We start from the raw sequence: 23,304 nt of genomic DNA, 5'->3' as shown, positions 1-23,304 counted from the left end.
GAATCGCGGCAGCGACGGAGCCGGCCGTGCCCGGTTGCCTGCCCGTGCCGCACATGGAGCGGAGCCGGCGCCGGGCTGCGCAAACGACAGCGATCACTGCCGCGGCGCCTCGACCTTGGCCAGCAGCGCCTTCAGCACCGCGTCGGGCGTCTGGCCCTCGATCTGCAGTTCCGGCGCCAGCGCGATGCGATGGCGCAGTGCCGGCAGCGCGACTTCGCGGATGTCGTCGGGGGTGACGAAGTCGCGGCCCGACAGCACCGCCTGCGCGCGCGCGGCCCGCACCAGTGCGAGGCTGCCGCGTGGGCCGGCGCCGAGCGCGATCCCGGCCCAGTCGCGGGTCGCGGCGACGATGCGCACCGCGTAGTCGATCACCGCGTCGTCGACCGCGACCAGGGCGGTGCCGGCCTGCATCGCGACGATGTCCTCCGGGCCCAGCACGCTCTGCACCTGCGACAGCTCGAACGCGGCCGCGTTGCGGCCCTGGCTGACCGCGGCCACCATCCGCTTCTCGTCCTCGCGGTCCGGATAACCGATCAGCACCTTCAGCAGGAAGCGGTCGAGCTGGGCTTCCGGCAGCGGATAGGTGCCTTCCTGCTCGACCGGGTTCTGGGTCGCCATCGCCATGAACGGCGGCGGCAGCGGGAAGCTCCTGCCCTCGATCGTCACCTGCAGCTCGGCCATCGCCTCCAGCAGCGCCGACTGGGTCTTGGCCGGCGCGCGGTTGATCTCGTCGGCGAGCAGCAGGTGGGTGAAGATCGGCCCGCGGCGGATGTTGAAGGTCTCGCTCTTCGGGTTCCACACCGCGTGGCCGCTGATGTCGCTTGGCATCAGGTCGGGGGTGAACTGCACGCGTGCGTAGCTGCAGTCCAGCGCCTGCGACAGCGCCCGTACCAGCAGGGTCTTGCCCAGGCCGGGCACGCCCTCGATCAGCACGTGGCCGCCGGCGAGCAGCGCGACCAGGATCTGGTCGAGCACCTCGGGCTGGCCGATGAAGGCCTTGCCGACCTCGTCGCGCAGGGCGGCGGCGCGCCCGGCCAGCGCTTCACCGGTCAGCGGCACGACCGCCGAAGGCAGGTTGGACGGGGCCGCGGACGGTGATCCCGCGGTCGGGGTGTCGGGCGGCAGCGGGAGGTCGTTGGCGGTCATAGCTGATTCCTCAACCGGATCAGGGTGGCAATGCGGGAACGGAACGCGGCGTGATCGCGCGCGGTCGGCGTGGACAATGCGGTGCGCACTTCGTCGGCACCGATCGCGAGGGTGTCCTTGAAGCGTTCGGCGATCAGCGCGGCCTGGGCTTCGCCTTCCAGCGCGGCGGCCTGCGGATCGCGGCGGCGCAGGCGGGCGAGGAAGGCCGCGCGGACCGCGCCGTGCAGGACATGCGCGTAGCCGTAGCGGTAGATGTGCTCGCCGCTGGCGACGACGTGCTCGAGCAGCGAACGGCGCTCGCCGATCGGCGGCGGCAGCTGAGCCCCGAAGCGCTGCATCCGCGACCACAGCCACGCCAGCAGTGCCAGCAGCAGCGGCAGCCAGGCCATCCAGCTGCGTCCCGCCAGCCAGCGCCAGAACGAAGGCATCTCGGCCGCGTACAACAGGTGCGCGGTGCCGGCCTTCCAGTTGGGCGCCAGCAACTGCCGGGCCAGCACGATGTGCGGACCGTCGTCCAGGCTGTCGTTGGTGACGAAATCGAGGTCGGCGATCACGTCGACCGTGCCGTCGCCATGCGGCATGCGCGCGTAGACGGTATCGCCGTCCTTGTCCCGCCATGAATGCAGCGGCGCGATCCCGCCGATGTCGAAGCGCCGGCCCTGGCAGAACTCGACGTGCTCGCTCTCGTCGGCAACCGACAGCGACACGCAGCCGGCCGAACGCTCGTGGACCTCCAGGTCCAGCGCCTCCAGCAACGGGGCCTGCAGCGACATCGGTTCGCCGGCCGGACCCTGCCGCGGCGGCGTGCGCACGACCAGGTGGCCGCCGTCGGCGACGAAGAGCAGCAGCGCGTCGGCATCCGTGCGCGAAAGCCGGCGCGGATCGTTGAGCACGACCACGGTGTCGCGCGCGCCGAGTTCGACCTCGTCGGGATCCAGGCGCTGGCGCGCGTTCACCGTCCAGCCGTCCTCGCGCAGGGCCAGGCCGAGCACGTACAGCGGGTTGTAGGTGATCTCGCCACTGCGCGGCAGATCGATTTCCTCGTCGACCCGCTCGTGGGTCTGGAACCACCAGTAACCGAACGCGCCCAGCAGGGCCAGCACGACCACGACGGCGAGCGCGGTCAACAGCATCCGTGCGGGACGGCGCGCCGCCGGTGCCTTGGCGGATGCCGCGCTCATGCGTCCGCTCCGGTGGTCGCGGCATCGGGATGGCGGTGCGCGACGGGGCCGCGACGGTTCCAGCCGAAGCGCCCGGACAGGGTGTCGAGCTGCTGCTCGAACACCGCCGAGTCGGGCAGGCGCCCGGCATAGGCGGCGTACTGCCACAACCGCACCATCGCCGCGAACGCGTCGCGGTCGGCGGTGTCGGGCATCTTGCGTGACGCGCGCAGGCAGGCCGCCTCGGTCGCGCCCGGCACCAGCACGACGCCGGCGCGCGCGCTCATCGCCTCGACGCCGGCGCGGTACAGCAGCGCCAGCGCATCGCGCTGCCGGCCCGCCGCCCACAGCTTCCGTGCCGCGGACGGGATGTCGTCGGGCAGCGGCGCCGTGTCCGCCAGCGCATCGCGGGCGACCGGCTCGGGTTCGCGTCGCTGCGCGGCGACCGCGCCGCGCAGCCAGCCGATCCAGCGCGGCGAGGTCGCGGCGAGGATCACGACCAGCACCGCGAGCAGCGCCCACAGGCCGTACTCGCCGACCAGCGCGACCGCGGCACCGATCGCCTCCAGCAGCGGTGAGCCGTCGAATGGATCGTCGTCGTCCTCTTCCTCGTCGTCATCGTCGCGATCGCGGCGCTGCCAGGTCGTCACCTTGCGCTTGGGACTGACGCTGGGGTCCTCGTACGCGCGGACGACCGCCTCCCGCAGCGAGTCCGCGTCCGCCAGCGGACGGCCGAACACCCGCGGCAGGGTCGCCTTCCGCAGGCTCTCGCCGCGGCGTGCCGGCGAGTCCGCGTCACCGTCGACGGCCGTCCCGCCGTCGGTGGCGGCTTCAATGGCGACGGAAGCGTCGTTGGCGCCGGGCTTCCGCTCGCTGTCGAGCTCGGCCTTGTCGAGCCCGCGCTGCGACAGCGGACGGACCTGCGGCGCGTCCGCGGGTGCGGGCGATGCATCCTGCGCATGGGCGGGCGCTCCCGCGAGGCCGCCGCCGACCAGCAGGCCGCCGGCCAGCGCCACCGCCAGCAGCAGCGGCGTGGCGGCACCGGCCAGGCGCGCGGCAAGCCGGCGCAGCACGATCTCGATGTCCCAGCCCTCGATCTCGGTACGCCGGTTCAGGTAGAGCCCGAAGCCGGCGCCGACGTAGAACGGTTCGACCGCACAGGTCGCCAGCCACATCAGGGTGTTGCTGACCAGGTCCAGCCACAGCGGCTGCTCGCGGACCACGGTCATGAAGTCGCTCCACGCGTCGGACAGGTACTCCGGCGGGACGAACAGCACCGCCAGCGCGTTGAGGCCGAGATAGACCGCGAACTCGAAATGCAGGCAGATCACGGTCGCCAGCAGGGCGACGCCGTAGACCGGCCCGGTCAGGGTGCGGCGGCGTTGGCGCGCGGCGGCGCTGCGACCGCCTTCGAGCATGTCGATCGGCAGGTTCAGCGCGCGTACCGGGCTCAGCCGGCGCCAGCTCAGGTACGCCGGCATCCAGCGCAGGCCCCAGTGCAGCTGCGCGCGCAGGGTTCGGGCGACGCCGGGCACGTCGCCGAACACCGCATGCGAGAGGACGTACAACGGAATGCGGTCGTACACCGGCTTCAGCCACCACATCAGCAGTGGCGCCAGCCACATCGCCTCCAGCGACCACGCGAGCAGACTGCACAGGAGCAGCATTGGCGCGGTCAGCAGCAGCCACGGCGCCCAGATCGCAGCGGCATGGCGGCGGGTCAGCGAGGTGCCCAGCTCGACCGCCTCCCAGGCGGTGCGCGGGCGCAGCGCGACGGTCAGCGACTCCAGGTTCATGCGCCGCCGTCCCCGTGGGCCGGGTCGCGGATCGGGTCGACATCGGCGGAGGTCGGGCCCAGGTGTCGGCCACCAAGCAGCAGCCAGCCCAGCACCAGGGCCCACAGCAGCGCGCCCACCGCGTACTTGACCGCCGCCGGCATCCAGCCGATCGACGACCAGAACGCCTCGACGAACGCGGCGAACACCAGCATCGCGAACACGCCCAGGCACAGCCGGGCGCCGCGCCGGCCGCCGTCGATCAGCGCATCGATCCGGCGTCGCCGTCCGGGCGCGACCAGGTTCAGCCCCAGCCGCAGCCCGGCGCCGCCGGCGATCACGATCGCCGTCAGTTCCGGCGCCGAGTGGCCGGCGACGAAGCGCCAGAACGGATCGCCGTGGCCGGCAGCCTGCAGGTGGCCGGCGACCCCGCCAATGAAGACCCCGTTGAACAGCAGCACGAACACGGTGCCGACGCCGGCGAGCAGGCCGCTGGCAAAGGTGCGGAAGCCGATGCTGACGTTGTTCCAGATGTAGTGGCCGAACATCGCCAGGTCGGTCTCGCTGTCGCGGCCGAGCTTGCGGTCGGGATCGTCCGGGTCGTACATGCTCTCGAACCCGGCCAGCTGCATCGGGTCGAACAGGCTGCTCGCCAGCTCGGGCTTGAACTGGATCGCGACGAAAATCGCGACCAGCGGCAGCACGAACAGCACCAGCGCGGCGGACATGCAGGCGCGCTCGGAGCGGACCTGGCGCGGGAAGCCCGACAGCAGGAACTCCAGCGCGGCGTGCCAGCGCGGCGGTGGCGTGCGGTAGAGCAGGCTGTGGCCGCGTTGCATGATCTGCTGCAGGCGTTCGGTCAGCACCGGGCTGTAGCCGCGGCTGCGCGCCAGCGCCAGCTGCTGGCACAGGCGTCGGTAGCGCGCCGGCATCTCGTGGTCGGGAATGCCGTCCCAGCCGCGCCGTTCGCCACGCGCGCGGCGCGCCACGCTGCGGGCGTCGAGCCAGCGTTCCAGCGCCTGCCATTCGGCCTCGTGGCGGCGGACGAAGACTTCCTGTTTCATCGTTCCGCCCTCACCGGCGCCGCCCCAGCAGGCCGTTGGCGATGCCGTACAGCCGCTGCACGGCCGTCTGCCCGCGCACGCCCAGCCACGGTCCGGCCAGTTCGGCGAGCTCGGCCTGGCGGGCCGCGGTCAGCCGCGGGGCGCGCTCGGCGAACGCGACCAGCGCGGCCTGCTCGTGCGGCAGCAGCACGATCGGCGGCGCGAGCGCGTCCGCCGGCGGGGTCGAGGCCGGCGGCGGCGTGCGGCTGTCGTGGACGACCAGGGTGCCGGCGACCATGTCGCCGATCCGCCGCCCCCACGGGTCGCCGAAGCTGACCAGCAGGCCCAGCGCATAGCCGAACGGCAGCATGTCGACGACCCGCAGCAGGTTGCGCGAGAACGCCGGCAACCAGCCCACCGGCGCGCCGTTGGCGGCGATCACCCGCAGCCCGAGCGCGCGCTTGCCGGGTGTGCGGCCGCCCCACAGCACCTCGAACGCGATCGGATAGAGCCAGAACACCGAGAACAGCATGATCAGGAAGGGCCCCACCGCGCCGCGACCGAGCGCGCCGACCACCAGGCTGCCGACGAACAGCAGGGCCAGGCGCAGGGCGAGATCGATCAGCCACGCCAGTGCGCGCGGCATCGGGCCGGCGGCGGGCAGGCGCAGCGCCACGCCCTCGGGCGTGACCACCTCGCGACAGGTGTCGAGGATCGGACCGCGCATCAGCAGGCCCGGCACCATCGTCCGCGATGTGCGACGGATCCGCTCATCCCAGGTCGAACGACATCGAGAACGTGCATGCCGCCGTCACCGGGAGGCCGCCGCGGGTCGCGGGCGCGAAGCGCCAGGCGCGGATCGCGATCGTGGTGTGGTGGCCGAAGCTGGTGGGGTCGGTCGCAGAGGTGCGGATGTTGGCCGGAACGCCGTCGGCGCCGACATCGAAGCTGGAATCGACCTGCCAGCTCATCGGCAGGCGGCGGGTCTTGCGGTCCTCGATCAGGGTCGGATTGAGCATGCTGACCGGGAAGACCGGCGCCTTGGCCGCGACCAGCGCCGGCGCGGTGTCGTAGTCGCCCGTGCAGGCCGGGACCACGCCGTCGTCGACGATCGACTCGCCCGGCCGCAGGTAGTCGTTGTTCCCGAACGTGCAGCCCGCCAGCGCCGCCATGCATGCGGCCAGCGCCGCGCTCTTGCCTTCCATTCCCTGCCTCTGTTCTCCCCGCCCGCTCCCGTGGCACCGGACAGGCTCAGCTCCGCCCGTCGAGGTAGCGGTCCTTCAACCGCACATAGTGCTGCGCACTGTACTGCAGTTGTTCGATCTCGCGCGCTTCCAGTTTTCGCACGAACCGCGCCGGATTGCCAAGCCACAGCTCGGCCTCGCCGACGGTCTTGCCCGGTGGCACCACCGAGCCGGCGCCGACGAAGCCGAAGCGCGAGACCACGGCGCCATCGAGGATCTTCGCGCCCATCCCGATCAACGCGAACTCGCGCACGGTGCAGGCGTGGATGATCGCGCCGTGGCCGACGGTGACGTCGTTGTCGATCACCGTCGGCAGCCCGCCCGGCCGGGTGAACGGGCCCTCGTGGGTGACGTGGACGATGCTGCCGTCCTGGATGTTGGTGCGGGCGCCGATCGAGATCGTGTTGACGTCGCCGCGGACCACGCAGCCGGGCCAGATCGAGACATCGTCGCCGAGGCCGACCGCGCCGATCACGGTCGCGGCGGGGTCGACGTATACGCGTTCGCCCACGGTGGGGAAGGTGTCGAGATAGGAGCGCAGGGTCATGACGCGATTCTACCGGGCCGCCGGTGGCGCCCGCGTGGCGATCGGGACGACGCCGGCCATGCGGGCGCGGCGGAAGATCGCGGCCGCGAATCCGGACGGGGCAAACCGGCCATCGGTGGCGGCCGGAATCGCCCCTTTTCCATGACGTCCGTGCGACTACACTCGGTCGCATGGACATCACCGCCGACACCACGCCCGACGAGCTCGTCGCCACCCACCGCGCGCTGCGGACGGCCTGGCAGGCGCGCAGGCCCGATCTCGACCAGCGCCGCGCCGACCTGAAGCGGCTGCGCGATGCGTTCCGCGCGCAGGTGCCGGCGATGGATGCGGCGATCCGCGCCGACTTCGGCCATCGCTCCGAGCACGAGAACCTGATCTCGGAAGCGATGGTGGTGATCGCCGAGATCGACCACGCGCTGGCCCACCTGCGCCGCTGGGCGCGGCCCCGGCGCGCGGCGGTGGGCTGGCGGTTCTGGCCGGCGCGCGCGCAGGTGCGCCCGGTGCCGGTCGGCGTGGTCGGCATCCTGTCGCCATGGAACTACCCGGTGAACCTCGCGCTGATGCCGCTGGTATCGGCGATCGCCGCCGGCAACCACGTCTATCTCAAGCCCTCGGAACACACCCCGCGCACCAGTGCATGGCTGCGCGAGCTGCTGGCCGAGGTTTTCCCGGCCGACCGGGTCGCAGTCGCGCTGGGCGGTCCCGGGGTTGGCGCCACCTTCGCCGGGCTGCCGTTCGACCACCTGCTGTTCACCGGTTCGACCGCGGTCGGCCGCAAGGTGATGGCGGCGGCGGCGCCGAACCTGACCCCGGTGACGCTGGAACTCGGCGGCAAGGCGCCGGCGGTGATCTGCCCGGACTTTCCGGTCGACAAGGCCGCCGCCCGCATCGCCACCGGCAAGTGGATCAACGCCGGCCAGACCTGCATCGGCGTCGATTACGTGCTGGTCGACGCCGCCCGGCGCGATGCCTTCGTCGACGCGGTCGTGGCCGAGCTGCGTGCTCGCTACGGCGATATCGCCGGATCGTTGGACTACACCCGCATCATCAACGAGGCCCAGCACGCCCGGTTGCAGGGATACCTGGACGACGCCCGTGCCCGCGGCCTGCAGGTGATCGCGCCGTTCGGTGCCAGTCCGGCCGGCGCCGCCGACGAAGTCGGACGCCTGCTGCCGCCGACGCTGGTGATCGAGCCCGGCCCGGACGCCGAGGTGATGCGTCACGAGATCTTCGGGCCGATCCTGCCGGTACTGTCGTACACCTCGCTCGACGACGCGATCGGGATCATCCAGCGCCTGCCGCGGCCGCTGGCGCTGTACCCGTTCACCCGCGACGAGGCAGACCTCGCGCGGATCCTCGACGGCATCCTGCCCGGCGGCGTGACGGTGAACGACACGCTGGTGCACTTCGGCGTGCACGGCCTGCCGTTCGGCGGCATCGGCCCCAGCGGCATGGGTCAGATCCACGGTCGCCACGGCTTCGACACCTTCAGCAAGCAGTTGCCGGTGCTGCGCCAGGCGCACTGGGCCGGCAGCGACCTGATCAAGCCGCCGTACACCGGGAAGATCGACCGGATGATCCGCTGGCTGGCGAAGTAGCCGCCCAGCCCCGCTTCGCTTCTGATCCGGTCTTCCGCGACTTTGAAGCCCGCCGACAGATCGCCCGGAGCGATCCGGGTCTCCGAAGATGCCCAGGCAAGCGCATGGACACGCCTCGGCCCGTACCGCAGACCGGAGCTGTCGCAAAGACGGTCGTGCCCAGGTTTCGCGGTTCCTTCTGGAGTAGTTGTTGACGGTGCCTGAAAGGAAGCCGCCCATATCGATTGGAGACCCGGAGGGCGACGCGCATGGACGCGCGCCGTTTTTCGATCACGACAGGATGTCGTGTCGAAAAATCCCGGCAGGCTGTCTGCTCGCGATGGAGGTGTGCCGGGAAAGGCACCTTCTTTTGGTGACTTTTCTTTGGGCCGGTCTTTGGGCCGGCAAAGAAAAGTCACCCGCCGCTACAGCGGCGGAAGCTGTTGATTCTGGCCATGCCGATCCAGGTGTCCACTCGGAACAGGCCAAAGGCCTCCCGCCTCCGTGCTCTTGAACAGAGGCTTCCCATTCCTTGGAGCAAGATCAAAGGCTTCCGCCTTCGGCGGGTTACTTTTGTCTTGGCAAAAGTAACCAAAACCGCTGGCTCCTGACGCCCGCCGGGGCGGCCATGCCGCCCCGGTCCCCTGTGCTCCTCGCCCGAAGCGGCACGGTGCCCAAACTCGCGCCGCTGGGCGGCGCTCAGACATGGGCACCTCTACGGCCGCTCCGGCCTGCGGTGCGCGGCGGGCTTTAAGTCGCTGAAGGTCAACGTCAAAGTCAAAATCCACGGCAACGGCAACGGCAACGGCAACGGCAACGGCAACGGCAACTGTCGACTACACTTCGCGCCATGAAGATCGCCAGCTGGAACGTCAACTCGCTCAATGTCCGCCTTCCGCACCTGCAGCAGTGGCTGTCGCAGGCGGCGCCGGACATCGTCGCGCTGCAGGAGACCAAGCTCGAGGACGAGCGTTTTCCGGACGACGCGCTGGCCGCGGCTGGCTGGCGCAGCGTGTTTTCCGGGCAGAAGACCTACAACGGCGTGGCGATCCTCTCGCGCGAAGCGGCCAGCGACGTGCAGATCGGCATTCCAGGGTTCGGCGACGAGCAGAAGCGGGTGATCGCGGCGACCGTCGGCGATCTCCGTATCGTCAACCTGTACGTGGTCAACGGGCAGGATGTCGGCACCGAGAAATATGCCTACAAGCTGCGCTGGCTCGATGCGGTGCACGACTGGCTGGCCGACGAGCTGCGCGAGCATCCGAACCTGGTGGTGCTGGGCGACTTCAACATCGCCCCCGATGATCGCGACGTGCACGACCCGGAGATCTGGAACGACGACCACATCCTGACCTCGACCGCCGAGCGCGACGCGCTGAAGCGGCTGTACGCGCTCGGCCTGCACGATGGCTACCGCCTGCACCACGACGAGGGCGGGGTGTTCAGCTGGTGGGACTACCGCCAGGCCGGCTTCCGCCGCGACCGCGGCCTGCGCATCGACCTGACCCTGGTTTCCGATGCGTTGCGGGGTGCGTGTGCCGGCGCCGGCATCGACCGCGAACCGCGTACCTGGGAGCGGCCGAGCGACCATGCGCCGGCCTGGGTCGAGCTGGGCTGAGCGCGCGATCCGCCGAACTCAGGCCAGCGCCTGATCCGCGCGCAGGCCGTCGACGAGGTGATCGAACACGGCGCGCACCTTGGCCGAGACGCGCATGCCTTCGTGGTGCAGCACGTGGACCGGCAGCGGCGCGGGCTCGAATCCGGCCAGCAGGACGACCAGCCGGCCCGACCGCAGCGCAGGTTCGACCTGGTAGCTGAGCAGGCGTGCGCAACCGTCGCCGGCGATCGCCGAGGCGACCGCCAGGTCGGCGCTGTCGGTGATCAGCCGCGATTGCACCCGTACGCTGCGGCCCTGCCGGAAATTCCACTCCGGCCCCGGACTCTGGCCGGTGAACTGGATGCAGGCATGGTCGGCGAGGTCGTCGGGACTGGCGGGAACGCCATGCGCGTCCAGGTAGGCCGGTGATGCGCACACCACGCGGCGCACCCGTCCCACCGGCACCGCGCGCAACGAGGATTCGGTCAGCGGCCCCAACCGCACCGCGATGTCCATGTGCTCTTCGTAGAGGTTGACGACGCGGTCCACGAACAGCGTGCGCACGCTGATCAGCGGCTGCCGGCGCAGCAGCGCGCACAGCAGCGGGCCGACATGGGCGCGGCCGAACAGTTGCGAACTGGTCACCCCGACCAGGCCGCGCGGCGTGGCGTGGGTGCCCGCGGCGACGGCCTCGGCCTCGGCGAGATCGGCGAGCAGGCGGCGGCATTCCTGCAGGAACCGCTCGCCGGCGTCGGTGAGCTGCACCCGGCGGGTGGTGCGGTGGAACAGCCGTGCACCGAGCCGGGACTCCAGCGCCGCCACCGCGCGGGTCACGCTCGGCCCCGACGTGCCGAGCTGGCGCGCGGCCGCCGCGAAGCCGCCGCGTTCGGCGACCGTCTGGAAGACCAGCATCTCGTTGAAACGGTCCATTGCTGCGAATAATGAAATAGAAATTTACAGAATGGATGAATTCTATAATTTCTGGATATCAATAGAGTGTGCCCATCCCCCACCACTGGAGCACACCGTGAGCCGTATCGCCCTGATCGATCCCCGCCAGGCGGATTCCGACACCCTTCCCCTGTTCGACGCCGTGAAGCAGCAGCTCGGAGGCGTGCCGAACTTCATCCGCGTGCTCGGCCAGTCGCCGGCCGCGCTGGAGGCCTTCCTCGGCCTGTTCTCGATCGCCGGTGCCGGCCGGCTGGAGCCGACCACGCGCGAGCGCATCGCGTTGGCGATCGCCCAGCAGAACAGCTGCGACTATTGCCTGTCCGCACACTCGGCGCTGGCCGCGCAGGCCGGCCTGGATGGCGAAGAGATCCTGCTCAACCGCGCCGGTGGTTCGCAGGACGCCCGTGCGGCGGCGGCGGTGGCCTTCGCCCGCGCGGTGATGGACAACCTCGGCGACGTGACCCAGGCCGAGCTGCAGGCCGTGCGCGACGCGGGCTACGACGACGGGGAGATCGTCGAGATCGTCGTCCATGTCGCCCTCAACACGCTGACCAACATGATCGGCCGCGCCAGCCGCGTCGACATCGACTTCCCCCGGGTCGTGGCCGGCGACCTGGCGCGGGCCGCCTGAGCGGCGGGGAGATCCCGATGGCACGCCGTTTCGCCGAGCTGGCCTTCACTCCTTCGGTGAAGGCCGCACAGCAGCGCCACGGTTCGCGCGAGGGCAACCTCGGCCATGAGCTGGCCGAGGACCGCCGCGACCGCATCGGTCCGGCCGAGGCGGCGTTCATCGCCGAGCGCGATTCGTTCTACATCGCCAGCGTCGGCGAGGAGGGGTGGCCGTACGTGCAGCACCGCGGCGGGCCGCGCGGTTTTCTCAGGGTGCTGGACGACCGCACCCTGGGCTTTGCCGACTTCCGCGGAAACCGGCAGTACATCAGTGTCGGCAACGTGTCGGCCGACGACCGCGTGTCGCTGATCCTGGTCGACTACCCCGGCCGCCGCCGGCTGAAGCTGTGGGCGCGCGCGCGGGTGGTGGAGTTCCAGGACGATCCGCTGCTGCTCGCACGGCTGGAGTCGCCCGACTACCGCGCGCGGGTCGAACGCGGGATCGTGCTGCAAGTCGAGGCCTTCGACTGGAACTGCCCGCAGCACATCACCCCGCGCTACACCGAAGCGGAGATCGCGCCGCGGCTGCAGGCGCTGCAGGCCGAGATCGACCGCCTGCGGGCCGCTGCGGCCCCGGTGCAGGTGCCCGCCGCGGCCGTCGCCGACGATGCGGATGCGGCATTCGAGGTGCTGTTGCGGCGGTCCGGTCAGCGCCTGCAGGTCGGCGCCGACGAAAACCTGCTCGACGTGCTGATCGGCAATGGCCACGAGATTCCCTACAGCTGCAGGAGCGGCGAATGCGCGACCTGCGTCGTACCGGTGGTCGACGGCGAACTGCTGCACCGGGACGAGGTGTTGAGCGAGGCCGAGTACGCCGCCGGCGATGTGATGTGCAGCTGCGTGTCGCGCGCCCGCGGCACCCTGGTTCTTGATCTGTGAGGCCGACCCATGAGGCCTGGATGCGTGCACGCCGCGTTCGTGAGCCGCAACGATGAATGAGTTCCTGCGCAGACCGCAGCCTGCGGTCGGTTGGGCGGCTGCCCTGCGCGCGGGGTTGGGCGGCGGCGGTGCGATCGCCGTGCTGCTCGCGCTCGCGCACGTTTCGCAGCAACCATGGCTGATGGCGCCGTTCGGTGCTTCCTGCGTGCTGCTGTTCTCGGCCCCGGCCAGCCCGCTGTCGCAGCCTGCGAACGTGATCGGCGGGCACCTGGTCGCGACCGCGATCGGGCTGGCTGCCGTCCACTGGCTGCCCGACGCGGCGTGGGCGATGCCGTTGGCGGTCGCGCTGGCGATCGCGGCGATGGCCGTGCTGCGCGTCACCCATCCGCCGGCCGGCGCCGATCCGCTGCTGGTGCTGATCGCGCGACCGGAATGGAGTTTCCTGCTGTTCCCGGTCGCCGCGGGCAGCCTCGCGCTGGTGCTGCTCGCCTGGTTCGTGCACCGGCTGCCCGGCGGCGACCGCTACCCCTTGCCCCGCTCCACGACCTGAAACCACGAGGATCCGATGAAAAAGCTCCTGCTCGCCCTGTCGCTCGCGTGTGCAAGCTTCGCGGCCCCCGCAGAGCCGCCTCGGGAACTGCGTCTGTATGCGCTCGACTGCGGCCGCCTCGCGTTCGAGGACCTGGGGCAGTTCTCCGACACCTTCGAGTACGAAGGCCATTCGCGCACGATGCAGGCGTCCTGCTTCGTGATCCGGCATCCGGACGGCGTGCTGCTCTGGGATGCCGGGCTGGGCGACGGCCTTGCGGCCACGCGTGATGGCCGGCGGCTACGGGTGCTCGGCTCGGAGCTGACGATGACGGTGCCGGTGACGATGGCGTCGCAGCTGGCGTCGATCGGGCTGGACTTCAGCGACATCGACTACTTCGCGTTCTCGCACGGCCATGCCGATCATCTCGGCAATGCCGATGCGTTGGTCCGGGCAACGTGGATCGTGAATCGCACCGAGCTGGCGTGGCTGCGGCAGCAGCCCGCGCCGCAACGGACCGACCCCGCCCTGATCCGTAACCTTCCGAAGCAGCGGATGATCGCGATCGATCGCGATCACGACGTGTTCGGCGACGGCTCGGTGCGGATCCTGTCCGCGCCCGGCCACACGCCCGGGCACCAGGTCCTGCTGGTCAGGCTGCCGCGGACCGGTCCGGTGCTGCTGTCGGGCGACCTGTACCACACCCGCGAGAACCGCGGGCAGCGCCGGATACCGGCCTTCAATGTCGATCGTGCCGATACGCTGGCGTCCATCGACCGGATCGAGAGGATCGTCGCCAACCTCGGCGCCCGGGTGGTGATCCAGCATGCACCGGAGCATCTGCAGATGCTGCCGCGCCTGCCCGGCCATCTGGACTGACGGCCGCGGCAACGAAAAAGGCCCGGCAGGCGCCGGGCCTTCATCGGGCGATGCGGGCGTCAGCGCACCTTGCCGCGGCGGAACAGGTTGACGATCGCCAGCAACACGATTGCGCCGATCAGCGCGGTGATCAGGTAGCCCAGCCAGCCGGTCAGCTGCATGCCGAGCATCGGCAGCAGGATTCCGCCGAGAAATCCGCCGATGATGCCGACGATCACGTTCAGGATGATGCCCTGCTGTGCGTTGGTCTTCATGACCATGCTGGCGAGCCAGCCGGCGATGCCGCCCACGATCAACATGATGAGGAATTCCATGCGATGCCTCCCGGAGTAAGGGGTGTCGTTCGATCCCGTCCGGGGTGGCCCGGCGCGGGATCGCGGCCCACTCTGGTACGGCAGACGTGACGAAAACGTCAGGGTCCGCCAGCCGCCCCCCGGCAGGTCGGCGTGCCCTGCAGGCCGGTCAGACCGGTGCGCGGCGACGCATGGCGGCTGCGGAGGAAGGTCCCTCAGCAACGGCGGAGCGGCGGGGCGCCGCCGCTGCCGTCCGGTCAGCTTCGCAGCAGCGCCAGCAGCGCAGCCCGCGGCAGCTTGCCGGTTTCGTTGCGGGGCAGCGCCGGCACGCACGCGAGCGGCCGCGGCAGGAACACCGGGTCGACGGTCTCGCGCAGCGCCCGCAGGATCGTCGCCGCATCCAGGCCGGGCGCGACTGCGAGCGCGGCGATCCGGCGCACTCCGGCGGCATCGGCTTCGTCCAGTTGCAGCACGACGCCATCCTCGACGCCCGGCACGGCCAGCAGCTTGCGGGTCAGGTCGCCGAGCGAGGCGCGCTTGCCGGCGATCTCGAGCAGGTCGCCATTGCGGCCGTGCAGCACGAAGCGGCCGTCGCCCCGCACCTCGACCAGGTCGGCCAGCACCACCGGCTCCGGCAGGTGCGGCGCCTGCACCGCGGTGCCGTCCGGCTGCGGCTGCAGGCGCACGCCCGGCAGCGGCGTCCAGGCGTCCTCGGTGGCGGTACGCCGGCGCGCGAACACGCAGGTCTCGGTCGAGCCGAACACCTCGCGGACCTCGCAGCCGAAGCGGACCTCGGCCGCGCGGGCGAGCCCGGCCGTCAGCGGCGCGGTCGCCGAGACGATGCCGGCCAGCGCCGGCAGGCGGATTCCCGATTCGACCAGCGCATGCAGATGCACCGGCGTGGTGACCAGGAGCGGCGGCGCGGCCGCGTCGGCGCAGGCCCGCGCCACGTCGTCGGGAAAGAACGGGCGCCCACGGTGCACCGCCAGCCGGCCGAGCAGCGGCAGCAGCACCGACATCTCCAGGCCGTACATGTGCTGCGGCGGCACCGTCGCGATCAGTGGAGTCGTGCCCGCAGGGTGGGCCGGGTCGTCGAACAGGTCGGCCAGCGCCGCCAGGTTCTGCACGGTGCTGGCGCGGAATGCGGCCCAGGTCTTCGGATTCGGCCGCGGCTGGCCGGTGCTGCCGGAAGTGAAGCCGACCGCGATCAGGGCGTCGTCGGCGACAGCCAGCGGCGCATCGTCGTGTTCCGGCAGGCGTTCCGGCAACGCGTACAGCCGCGACGATGCCGCCGTCGGCGCGAAGTCGCCCAGCCCGTAGCTGCCCGGGTGGCGGGCCAGCACCTCGTCGATGACCGCCGGTGCGCGCGACGGCGGCAGCAGGGTGGTCTGCCCGCGCATCGCGGCGGCGCAGAACGCGACCAGGAAGCGGTAGCGGTCCTCGCACAGGTTGATCACCGCCGGTGCGTCCGGCAGACCCGCGGCGACGCCGTGAACCTCGCGGCGGAACCGCGCCAGAGTGACCGCGCCGTCGCCGCCGAAGCAGATCGTGCGCGCGGGATCGCCGGCCGCGAGTTCGTGCGCGGCGGTCGCGTCGGCTGTCGGCGAGTTGACTACGGCTGACATCGTCCCAAGTCCTGGAGGATCCCCGGCCTGTGCCGGTGTATCCAGACGGCATTCCTGCATGCGGCCTCGGCCGCCCCCTGCCGGGTAGCTTACGCTGGCAGGGCGAGCTGGCGCCAAGCCGGCGCGTCCGTGGCGGAGCGGTCGCATGCTTGTCGCCCGCATCCTGCTGCCCCCCACCTGACCGAGACCCGACCGCGTGTCCCTGCCGACGTCCGCCCCCGTATCGCCCCGCTGGACCTGGCTGCCGCGACAGCCCGGGGTACCGGCCGAGCTGCAGGCGCGCGGCTGGCTGTCGGCCCAGCTGGATACACCGCCGGAAGCGCTGTCGCTGCAGCGCGATGCCTGGCGGCGGCCGTGGATCGCGGCGCCGTTCGAGGCCCGCGACATCAACTGGAGCCACAGCGGCGAGGGCCTGCTGGTCGCGCTGGCCGACAGCGGAGTGCGGGTCGGCGTCGACCTGGAATGGCAGCGCCCGCGGCCGCGGGCGCTGATGCTGGCGGAGCGCTACTTCGCCGCCGCCGAACACGCCTGGCTCGCCGGCATGGCCGATCCGCAGGCGCGCGAACGGGCGTTCCTGCGCCTGTGGTGCGCGAAGGAGGCGGTGCTGAAGGCGCACGGACGCGGGCTCGCGTTCGGGCTCGATCGCCTGCGCTTCGAGGACGGGCCCGGCGGGCTGCGCCTGGTGGCCTGCGACCCGGACCTGGGGACGCCGGCAGGCTGGCAGCTGCGCGAACTCGAACCCGCACCCGGCTATCTCGGCGCACTGGCGTGGCGCCCCGCGGCGGCGGGTGGCGCCGTCAGCGGTTCGTGACGCCGACAATGCTCCGGCCGGTCCGGAGCGCGCCGCACGACAGGATTCACGTGGCTGGACCGGACCTGCGGGTGCCGGGCGGGCACCGATCGGAACCGGGCATCGACGTCTTCCGGCCGAACTCCGGGAGAATCCGCCCGGACCTTCCTTAACAGGTCTCGGGCCAGGCCCTAAACTGCGTGTCCGATGAACGTCCCCGCCCTTCCCGCCGATCTGCGTCCGACCCTCGAGGCGGGCCTGCGCGCGCTCGGGCTCGATCCCGGGCTGGCCGCGCCGCTGCTCGACTACCTCGCGCTGCTGGCGCGCTGGAACCGCGCCTACAACCTGACCGCGATCCGCGACCCGCGCGAGATGCTGGTCAAGCACGTGCTCGATTCGCTGGCGATGCATCCCCATGTCGACGCGATCGCCGAGGCCGGCGGCGAGCTGGCCGACCTCGGCACCGGCCCCGGGCTGCCCGGCATCCCGCTGGCGATCGCCAAGCCGGGCCTGCGGGTCGCGCTGGTGGAGAGCAATGGCAAGAAGGCGCGCTTCCTGCGCGAAGCGGTACGTAAGCTGGGGCTGGGGGCCCGGGTCCGGGTGCTGGAATCGAGGATCGAGGCGGTCGACGAGGCCGGAGCCTTCGATGCGATCACCGCGCGCGCGCTCGCGACCCTGCCGCTGATCATCGAGCTCGGCGGTCACCTGCTGCGGCCCGGTGGCGTGCTGCTGGCGATGAAGGGGGCCGATCCGGTCGATGAAATCGCCGCGCTGCCGGACGGATGGACGGCCCGTGCCCGCGTCCGGCTGGAGGTGCCCGGGCTCGACGCTGAGCGCCACCTGGTCGTCGTCGGGCGCGGCTGACGGTCCGGCACGTCCGCGTGCGTCCGGCGACGCCGATCGCCGGTTCAGCTGCGGAAGATGCAACGGATCGTGACCGCGAGGTGGGACAGGCGGGCCGGGGCGGGCATAATCACCAGTCCGGCCTGCGTCCGGATCGGGCCCGCCGCCCCGCGTGCGGCCCCGGACAGGGATCGCCGGTCACCCGCATCGTCCGCCCTTCCGGGGGCGCCATCCGAAGAACCGCGCGCGCCGCATGCCGCGCGAAACACGCCAGGGGAACCAGTCGCATGGCCCGCATCATCGCCATCGCCAACCAGAAGGGCGGGGTCGGCAAGACCACCACCGCCGTCAACCTGGCCGCCGGACTCGCCCGGACGCCGAAGAAGGTGCTGTTGATCGATCTCGATCCGCAGGGCAACGCGACGATGGGCAGCGGCGTCGACAAGCGCGAGCTGGAGAGTTCGATCTGCGACGTCCTGCTCGGCGAAGCCGCCGCCGCTGACGCGATCGTGCGCACCGCCGAGGACTTCGACCTGTTGCCGGGCAACATCGACCTGACCGCGGCCGAGATCCAGCTGATGGAACGCGACGGCCGCGAACAGCAGCTCAAGCTCGCGCTCGCCGACGTCGCCGGCAACTACGACTACGTGCTGGTCGACTGCCCGCCGGCACTGTCGCTGCTGACCCTCAACGCGCTGACCGCCGCCGATGCGGTGATCGTGCCGATGCAGTGCGAGTACTACGCGCTGGAAGGCATCAGCGCGCTGCTGGAGACCATCGAGGCGATCCGCCAGCGGCTGAACCCGAAGCTGGAGATCGAGGGCGTGCTGCGGACCATGTTCGACGTGCGCAACAACCTCGCCAACGCGGTCTCGGCCGAGCTGACCCGTCACTTCGGCGACAAGGTGTTCCGCACCATCGTGCCGCGCAACGTGCGCCTGGCCGAGGCGCCCAGCCACGGACAGAGCATCGTCGGCTACGACCGCGCCAGCCGCGGCGGCATCGCCTACCTGGGCCTGGCCGGCGAGGTGATCCGCCGCCAGCGCGAGCGCGACCAGGCCGCCAGGACCGCGGCGCCCGTCGCCGCCGGCGGCGCACCGGAGGTGGCGGCATGACCGCAGCCAGGGACGCAACCGCCAAGGACGCGACGGGCAAGGCCGCCGCGGCGAAGAAGCGCGGACTCGGCCGCGGGCTCGAGGCCCTGCTCGGACCCAAGGGCGCGGCCGAAGCGCCGGCGCTGGAGGCGGCCCCGGGCGACGTGCTGCGCACGCTGCCGGTGGATGCGCTGGCGCCGGGCAAGTACCAGCCGCGCAAGCACTGGGACGAGGACAAGCTCGACGAGCTGGCCGAGTCGATCCGCGCGCAGGGTGTGATCCAGCCGATCGTGGTGCGCGAGATCGCCGAGCGCGGCGGCAAGACCTGGGAGATCATCGCCGGCGAGCGCCGCTGGCGCGCGAGCCAGCGCGCCGGCCTGAGCGAGATTCCGGTGGTGGTGCGCGAGGTCGACGACCGCACCGTGGTCGCGATGGCGCTGATCGAGAACATCCAGCGCGAGGACCTCAATCCGCTGGAAGAGGCGCAGGCGCTGCAGCGGCTGATCGACGAGTTCGACCTGACCCACGCGCAGACCGCCGAGGCGGTCGGACGTTCGCGCGCGGCGGTGTCCAACCTGCTGCGCCTGCTCGAGCTGCCGCCGGAGATCCGGGTGCTGGTCGAGACCCGCACGCTGGAGATGGGCCATGCGCGCGCGCTGTTGACGCTGACGCCGCAGGCGGCGATCGCGCTGGCGCGGCAGGCCGCCGAACATGGCTGGTCGGTGCGCGAGGTCGAGCACCGGGTCCAGCAGCTCGCCTCCGGCAAGCTGCCGGCCAGCGGCAGGAACAAGCCGGCCAAGGCCGCGCCGCAGGCGGACATCGTCAGCCTGGAGCGCGAACTCTCGGAATCCCTCAATGCCCGTGTCAACGTGTTGCACGGCCGTGGCGGCAAGGGCCGGCTGGTGATCCACTACAGCGACCTTGATGCGCTCGACGGCGTGCTCGAGAAGCTGCGCGGCAAGAGCGACTGACGCGCATCGCACGACCTGGACGCACGCCATCCCGCCACAGTGACGTCGTGAATCCCTACCGTTACCGCGTGGCGCTGCGCGCCACCCATCCCAGCGCCGACCTGGCTCCGCTGTTCGAGGAGATCGGGTTGCGGCCGTCGCGCGCCTGGCGCGCCGGCGAACCGCGCCGGACCGAGGCCGGCAACCGGCTCGAAGGCGTGCACCGGGACAGCTATGCCACCGCGGAGCTGGCCGGCCCGGCTGCCGACGACGTCGCACGCCGCTGGACCGACGAGCCGTTCGAGGCCTTCCTGCGCCGCCAGCTCGACCGGCTCGCGCCGCACCAGCCGGCATTCCAGTCGCTGGTCCGCGACGGCGGCCGCTGCGAACTGGCGATCGGACTGAGCAGCGCGCACCCGATCAGCTTCGATCTCAGCGCCTGGCTGTGCGAGGCGACCGCACGCCTGCGCCTGTCGCTGGCCTTCGACATCCAACCCGACGCCGGCGAGCGACCGCGCGAGACCCTTGGCCGATGACGACGAACGACACTCCGCCTCCCGTCCTGGTGACCGGCGCCGCCGGCTTCATCGGCGCCTACGTGTGCCGCGCGCTGCGCGCACGCGGCGATGCGGTGATCGGCCTGGACAACTTCAATGCTTATTACGACCCCCGGCTCAAGCGCGACCGCATCGCCGCGCTGTGCCCGGAGGTCGAGATCCGCGAGCTCGACCTGTGCGATCGCGACGGACTGGCCGCGTTGTTCGATGCGTTCGGGCCGGTCCGCGTGGTGCACCTGGCCGCGCAGGCGGGCGTCCGCTATTCGCTGGAAAACCCGCACGCCTACGTCGACAGCAACCTGGTCGGCTTCGTCAACCTGCTCGAGCTGTGCCGCCATCGCGGCGTCGAGCACCTGGCCTATGCCAGCTCGTCGTCGGTCTACGGCGATTCGGCGACGCCGCCGTTCTCCGAGGACCAGCGGATCGACAAGCCCCGCTCGCTCTACGCCGCGACCAAGGCCGCCAACGAGCTGATGGGCTACACCTACGCGCAGCTGTACGGCTTGCGCGCGACCGGGCTGCGGTTCTTCACCGTCTACGGGCCCTGGGGCCGTCCGGACATGGCGCCGCTGCTGTTCTCGCGCGCGGTGCTGGCGGGGCGGCCGATCGACGTGTTCAACAATGGCCGGATGCGGCGCGATTTCACCCACGTCGACGACATCGTCGACGGCGTGCTGGCCGCGCTCGACCGTCCGCCGCCGGGCGGCGTCGACGGGGTGCCGCCGCACCGGGTGTTCAATCTCGGCAACCACGCGCCGGTCGAGCTGGAGCGGTTCATCGCGGTGATCGAAGGCGCTGCGGGGCGCCCGGCGCAGAAGGTCTACAAGCCGATGCAGCCGGGCGACATGGTCGAGACCATGGCCGACACCGCGCGTGCGCAGGAGGTGCTGGGCTTCGAGCCGAGCACCGCGATCGAGGACGGCCTGCCGCCGGTGGTGGCCTGGTGCCGCGACTACTTCGGCGACGCCGCCTGAGCGTGCAGGCCGCCGGCTGAACGGGGAGTCGGCCATCGCCGCCCGGGGGCGGTAGGATGTGCGCGCCGCGACCGGTCGCGGCTCCCGTTTCGCCGTCCCGCACGGCCCCCGACACCGTCCATTCCGATGACGCAAACCCAGCCCTCGCTCTCCGTGGTCGTGCCCGTGTTCAACGAGCGCGACAACGTCGCCCCGCTCGTGCACGAGATCACTGCCGCCCTGCGCGGCGTGGTGCCGTTCGAGATCGTCTATGTCGACGACCATTCGCGCGACGACACCCTCGACGTGCTGCAGGGCCTGAAGGCCGAGGTGCCCGAGCTGCGGGTGATCCACCATGTCACCCAGAGCGGCCAGAGCACCGCCGTGCGCAACGGCGTCAAGGCCGCGCGCGCGCCGTGGATTGCCACCCTCGACGGCGACGGTCAGAACGATCCGGCCGACATCCCTAAGCTGCTGGCCGAGCGCGACCGCGCCGATCCCGACACCCGGCTGTTCGCCGGCTGGCGGGTGAACCGCCAGGACAGCGGCAGCAAGCGCTGGGCCAGTAAGTGGGCCAATGCGATCCGCGCACGGATGCTGCGCGACGACACGCCCGATACCGGCTGCGGCATCAAGCTGTTCGAGCGGGAGGCCTTCCTCGAATTGCCGCATTTCGACCATATGCACCGCTACCTGCCGGCGCTGATGCAGCGCGCCGGCTACCGCACGGTGAGCGTGCCGGTGAACCATCGCCACCGCACCGCCGGCGTCTCCAAGTACAACAACCTCGGCCGCGCGCTGGTCGGCATCAGCGACCTGCGCGGTGTGGCCTGGCTGATCAGGCGCGGCAAGGTGACCCGGACCGAGGAGGTCTGAGCGATGACCGGCGACTTCATGAACGACCCGATCGGCTGGCTGGAATGGACCGGCATCCACATGTCGCCGTGGAAGCTGATCGGCCTCACCGGCGCCTTCATGTTCGGCGCGCGCTGGCTGGTGCAGTTCATCGCCTCGCGCCGGCACGGCAAGCCGGTGATCCCGCGGCTGTTCTGGTACATGAGCCTGTGCGGCAGCGCGATGACCCTGAGCTACTTCGTGTTCTCGCAGAAGCAGGACGCGGTCGGGGTGATCCAGAACCTGTTCCCGTCGTTCACCGCCGCCTACAGCCTGTACCTGGACATCCGCCACCGCGGCTGGCACCGCGACAAGGCCAGCCACTGAGGCGGACCGGGTCCGGCCTGCCCGGTGGCGGGCGGCGGACCGGCCTGCGGCCCCGGGCTGTGGATAACCTTGCGCATGCGGCGGGACACGGGCATAATGCCCGGCTCGCTGTGTCCGGGCGGGTCTGACGACCCGCCGGGCGACCCCGGAAGCGCGATTCCGGCCGCCATTGGCAGCGACCCGCCGTCCGGCGGGGTTCCACCCTCCCGTATCGCGCACCGCCCCGGATGGTCCGGCGGCGCTGGGGCCGACGCCTCCCTGGCCAAGGGAGACACCACTGGTTTGCGGATCCTTCCGCAAAAGCCCGGCCCTCCATGGCCGGACTCTCCAATTTACGAGGTGCGTAATGTCCCGAGTATGCCAAGTCACCGGCAAGCGTACGACGACCGGCAACAACGTCTCGCACGCGATGAACAAGACCCGTCGCCGTTTCCTCCCGAACCTGCACGAGCGCAAGTTCTGGGTCGCCAGCGAAAACCGCTGGGTGAAGCTGCGCGTTTCCACCAAGGCCCTGCGCACCATCGACAAGAACGGTATCGATGCCGTCCTCGCCGAGCTTCGCGCACGCGGCGAGAAGATCTGAGGAGAACTGAACCATGGCTTCCAAGCGCGACAAGATCCGCCTGATCTCCTCGGCCGGTACCGGCCACTTCTACACCACCGACAAGAACAAGAAGAACACGCCAGGCAAGATGGAGATCAAGAAGTACGATCCCGTCGTTCGCAAGCACGTGATCTACAAGGAAGGCAAGATCAAGTGAGGTAGCGGCGCGGTCGCTTCCCGCGGCCGCCCTTGCCACACTTCTCCCGGTCCTTGCCGGGACACCGACAGCCCGCTTCGGCGGGCTGTCTGCGTTTCCGGGGCCGAGCCGGGCGCGGGGCGTTCGCACCGCGCCCGGCCGACCGGTTCTGCCGCCGTGCCCGCGCGGGGGCGGGGCCCGCCGCCCCCCGGGGCCCGGGGGCGCCCCCCCCGGGGGGGGGG

Annotated in this window: 26 protein-coding genes; 16 read left to right on the top strand and 10 right to left on the bottom strand. The window is 71.2% G+C overall.

The genetic code is table 11. The features are described from left to right. Positions 1-93 precede the first annotated feature (93 nt). The 7 genes from L3V18_RS17460 to L3V18_RS17430 are packed head-to-tail and all read right to left on the bottom strand — an operon-like array spanning position 94 to position 6,915. The gene (locus L3V18_RS17460; protein WP_237056651.1) at positions 94-1,146 is read right to left on the bottom strand and encodes an AAA family ATPase; all 1,053 of its coding nucleotides are present in this window, start codon (positions 1,144-1,146) and stop codon (positions 94-96) included. Beyond that, entirely contained in the window at positions 1,143-2,327 is a 1,185-nt protein-coding gene (locus tag L3V18_RS17455) for a DUF4350 domain-containing protein (protein WP_237056650.1), read from the bottom strand. The genes L3V18_RS17460 and L3V18_RS17455 overlap by 4 nt, the downstream gene beginning before the upstream one ends. After that, on the bottom strand, positions 2,324-4,102 hold the full coding sequence (locus L3V18_RS17450; protein WP_237056649.1) for a DUF4129 domain-containing protein: 1,779 nt from the start codon (positions 4,100-4,102) through the stop codon (positions 2,324-2,326). The genes L3V18_RS17455 and L3V18_RS17450 overlap by 4 nt, the downstream gene beginning before the upstream one ends. Next, positions 4,099-5,145: a stage II sporulation protein M gene (locus L3V18_RS17445; RefSeq protein ID WP_237056647.1), complete on the bottom strand. Its 1,047-nt coding sequence runs from the start codon at positions 5,143-5,145 to the stop codon at positions 4,099-4,101. Before L3V18_RS17445 ends, L3V18_RS17450 begins: the two co-directional genes overlap by 4 nt. 10 nt (positions 5,146-5,155) lie before the next feature. Then, positions 5,156-5,851, bottom strand: a complete 696-nt coding sequence (locus L3V18_RS17440) for an RDD family protein (protein WP_237056646.1) — start codon at positions 5,849-5,851, stop codon at positions 5,156-5,158. Between the two features lie 43 nt (positions 5,852-5,894). After that, positions 5,895-6,329 (bottom strand): energy transducer TonB, encoded by a 435-nt coding sequence (locus tag L3V18_RS17435; protein WP_237056644.1) that lies wholly within the window; start codon positions 6,327-6,329, stop codon positions 5,895-5,897. A gap of 46 nt (positions 6,330-6,375) precedes the next feature. Beyond that, the gene (locus L3V18_RS17430; RefSeq protein WP_237056642.1) at positions 6,376-6,915 is read right to left on the bottom strand and encodes a gamma carbonic anhydrase family protein; all 540 of its coding nucleotides are present in this window, start codon (positions 6,913-6,915) and stop codon (positions 6,376-6,378) included. 170 nt (positions 6,916-7,085) lie between these two features. Here L3V18_RS17430 and L3V18_RS17425 point away from each other — a divergent pair, with 170 nt between their 5' ends. Continuing rightward, entirely contained in the window at positions 7,086-8,513 is a 1,428-nt protein-coding gene (locus L3V18_RS17425; protein ID WP_237056640.1) for an aldehyde dehydrogenase family protein, read from the top strand. 829 nt (positions 8,514-9,342) lie between these two features. Next, complete coding sequence (gene xth, locus L3V18_RS17420) at positions 9,343-10,110, top strand: exodeoxyribonuclease III (RefSeq protein WP_237056638.1); 768 nt, start codon at positions 9,343-9,345, stop codon at positions 10,108-10,110. A gap of 18 nt (positions 10,111-10,128) precedes the next feature. Here xth and L3V18_RS17415 read toward each other — a convergent pair whose 3' ends face one another. Further along, a complete protein-coding gene (locus L3V18_RS17415) occupies positions 10,129-11,019 on the bottom strand; it encodes a LysR family transcriptional regulator (RefSeq protein WP_237056636.1) in 891 nt (296 codons plus the stop codon). Between the two features lie 97 nt (positions 11,020-11,116). On the opposite strand from L3V18_RS17415, the gene L3V18_RS17410 reads away from it, so the two are divergent. The 4 genes from L3V18_RS17410 to L3V18_RS17395 are packed head-to-tail and all read left to right on the top strand — an operon-like array spanning position 11,117 to position 13,996. Further along, positions 11,117-11,671 (top strand): carboxymuconolactone decarboxylase family protein, encoded by a 555-nt coding sequence (locus tag L3V18_RS17410; RefSeq protein WP_237056634.1) that lies wholly within the window; start codon positions 11,117-11,119, stop codon positions 11,669-11,671. Between the two features lie 17 nt (positions 11,672-11,688). Further along, positions 11,689-12,588 carry a 2Fe-2S iron-sulfur cluster-binding protein gene (locus L3V18_RS17405; RefSeq protein WP_237056632.1) on the top strand — a complete coding sequence of 300 codons (900 nt, stop codon included), beginning with the start codon at positions 11,689-11,691 and terminating at the stop codon, positions 12,586-12,588. Between the two features lie 52 nt (positions 12,589-12,640). Beyond that, on the top strand, positions 12,641-13,138 hold the full coding sequence (locus L3V18_RS17400; protein ID WP_237056630.1) for an HPP family protein: 498 nt from the start codon (positions 12,641-12,643) through the stop codon (positions 13,136-13,138). A 15-nt stretch (positions 13,139-13,153) separates the two neighbouring features. Then, the gene (locus L3V18_RS17395) at positions 13,154-13,996 is read left to right on the top strand and encodes an N-acyl homoserine lactonase family protein (RefSeq protein WP_237056628.1); all 843 of its coding nucleotides are present in this window, start codon (positions 13,154-13,156) and stop codon (positions 13,994-13,996) included. Positions 13,997-14,055: 59 nt separating this feature from the next. Here L3V18_RS17395 and L3V18_RS17390 read toward each other — a convergent pair whose 3' ends face one another. Together L3V18_RS17390 and L3V18_RS17385 are read right to left on the bottom strand one after the other, a co-directional pair. Beyond that, positions 14,056-14,310: a GlsB/YeaQ/YmgE family stress response membrane protein gene (locus L3V18_RS17390; RefSeq protein ID WP_237056627.1), complete on the bottom strand. Its 255-nt coding sequence runs from the start codon at positions 14,308-14,310 to the stop codon at positions 14,056-14,058. Between the two features lie 236 nt (positions 14,311-14,546). Beyond that, positions 14,547-15,914 carry an AMP-binding protein gene (locus tag L3V18_RS17385; protein WP_237056624.1) on the bottom strand — a complete coding sequence of 456 codons (1,368 nt, stop codon included), beginning with the start codon at positions 15,912-15,914 and terminating at the stop codon, positions 14,547-14,549. 196 nt (positions 15,915-16,110) lie between these two features. Here L3V18_RS17385 and L3V18_RS17380 point away from each other — a divergent pair, with 196 nt between their 5' ends. From L3V18_RS17380 to rpmG, 10 genes are all read left to right on the top strand, one after another. After that, on the top strand, positions 16,111-16,725 hold the full coding sequence (locus L3V18_RS17380; protein WP_237056622.1) for a 4'-phosphopantetheinyl transferase family protein: 615 nt from the start codon (positions 16,111-16,113) through the stop codon (positions 16,723-16,725). 186 nt (positions 16,726-16,911) lie between these two features. Next, positions 16,912-17,568 (top strand): 16S rRNA (guanine(527)-N(7))-methyltransferase RsmG, encoded by a 657-nt coding sequence (gene rsmG / locus L3V18_RS17375; protein ID WP_237056620.1) that lies wholly within the window; start codon positions 16,912-16,914, stop codon positions 17,566-17,568. Between the two features lie 266 nt (positions 17,569-17,834). Next, on the top strand, positions 17,835-18,662 hold the full coding sequence (locus tag L3V18_RS17370) for a ParA family protein (RefSeq protein WP_237056619.1): 828 nt from the start codon (positions 17,835-17,837) through the stop codon (positions 18,660-18,662). After that, positions 18,659-19,612 carry a ParB/RepB/Spo0J family partition protein gene (locus L3V18_RS17365; RefSeq protein ID WP_237056618.1) on the top strand — a complete coding sequence of 318 codons (954 nt, stop codon included), beginning with the start codon at positions 18,659-18,661 and terminating at the stop codon, positions 19,610-19,612. The genes L3V18_RS17370 and L3V18_RS17365 overlap by 4 nt, the downstream gene beginning before the upstream one ends. Before the next feature lie 47 nt (positions 19,613-19,659). After that, positions 19,660-20,127, top strand: coding sequence for a hypothetical protein (locus L3V18_RS17360; RefSeq protein ID WP_237056617.1), 468 nt, complete (start codon positions 19,660-19,662; stop codon positions 20,125-20,127). Then, a complete protein-coding gene (locus L3V18_RS17355; protein ID WP_237056616.1) occupies positions 20,124-21,122 on the top strand; it encodes an NAD-dependent epimerase/dehydratase family protein in 999 nt (332 codons plus the stop codon). The genes L3V18_RS17360 and L3V18_RS17355 overlap by 4 nt, the downstream gene beginning before the upstream one ends. Positions 21,123-21,248: 126 nt before the next feature. Continuing rightward, a complete protein-coding gene (locus L3V18_RS17350; protein WP_237056615.1) occupies positions 21,249-21,977 on the top strand; it encodes a glycosyltransferase family 2 protein in 729 nt (242 codons plus the stop codon). Between the two features lie 3 nt (positions 21,978-21,980). Then, the gene (locus L3V18_RS17345) at positions 21,981-22,322 is read left to right on the top strand and encodes a lipid-A-disaccharide synthase N-terminal domain-containing protein (RefSeq protein WP_237056613.1); all 342 of its coding nucleotides are present in this window, start codon (positions 21,981-21,983) and stop codon (positions 22,320-22,322) included. 346 nt (positions 22,323-22,668) lie between these two features. After that, a complete protein-coding gene (gene rpmB, locus L3V18_RS17340; RefSeq protein ID WP_237056612.1) occupies positions 22,669-22,905 on the top strand; it encodes a 50S ribosomal protein L28 in 237 nt (78 codons plus the stop codon). A 13-nt stretch (positions 22,906-22,918) separates the two neighbouring features. After that, the gene (gene rpmG / locus L3V18_RS17335) at positions 22,919-23,083 is read left to right on the top strand and encodes a 50S ribosomal protein L33 (protein WP_111265111.1); all 165 of its coding nucleotides are present in this window, start codon (positions 22,919-22,921) and stop codon (positions 23,081-23,083) included. The last annotated feature ends 221 nt before the right edge of the window (positions 23,084-23,304 follow it).

Origin of the sequence: Marilutibacter chinensis (assembly GCF_021725675.1) — a bacterium.
Taxonomy (GTDB): domain Bacteria; phylum Pseudomonadota; class Gammaproteobacteria; order Xanthomonadales; family Xanthomonadaceae; genus Marilutibacter; species Marilutibacter chinensis.
The sequence above is the reverse complement of the archived record's forward strand: the minus strand, read 5'-3'. Positions and strand labels throughout refer to the sequence as shown.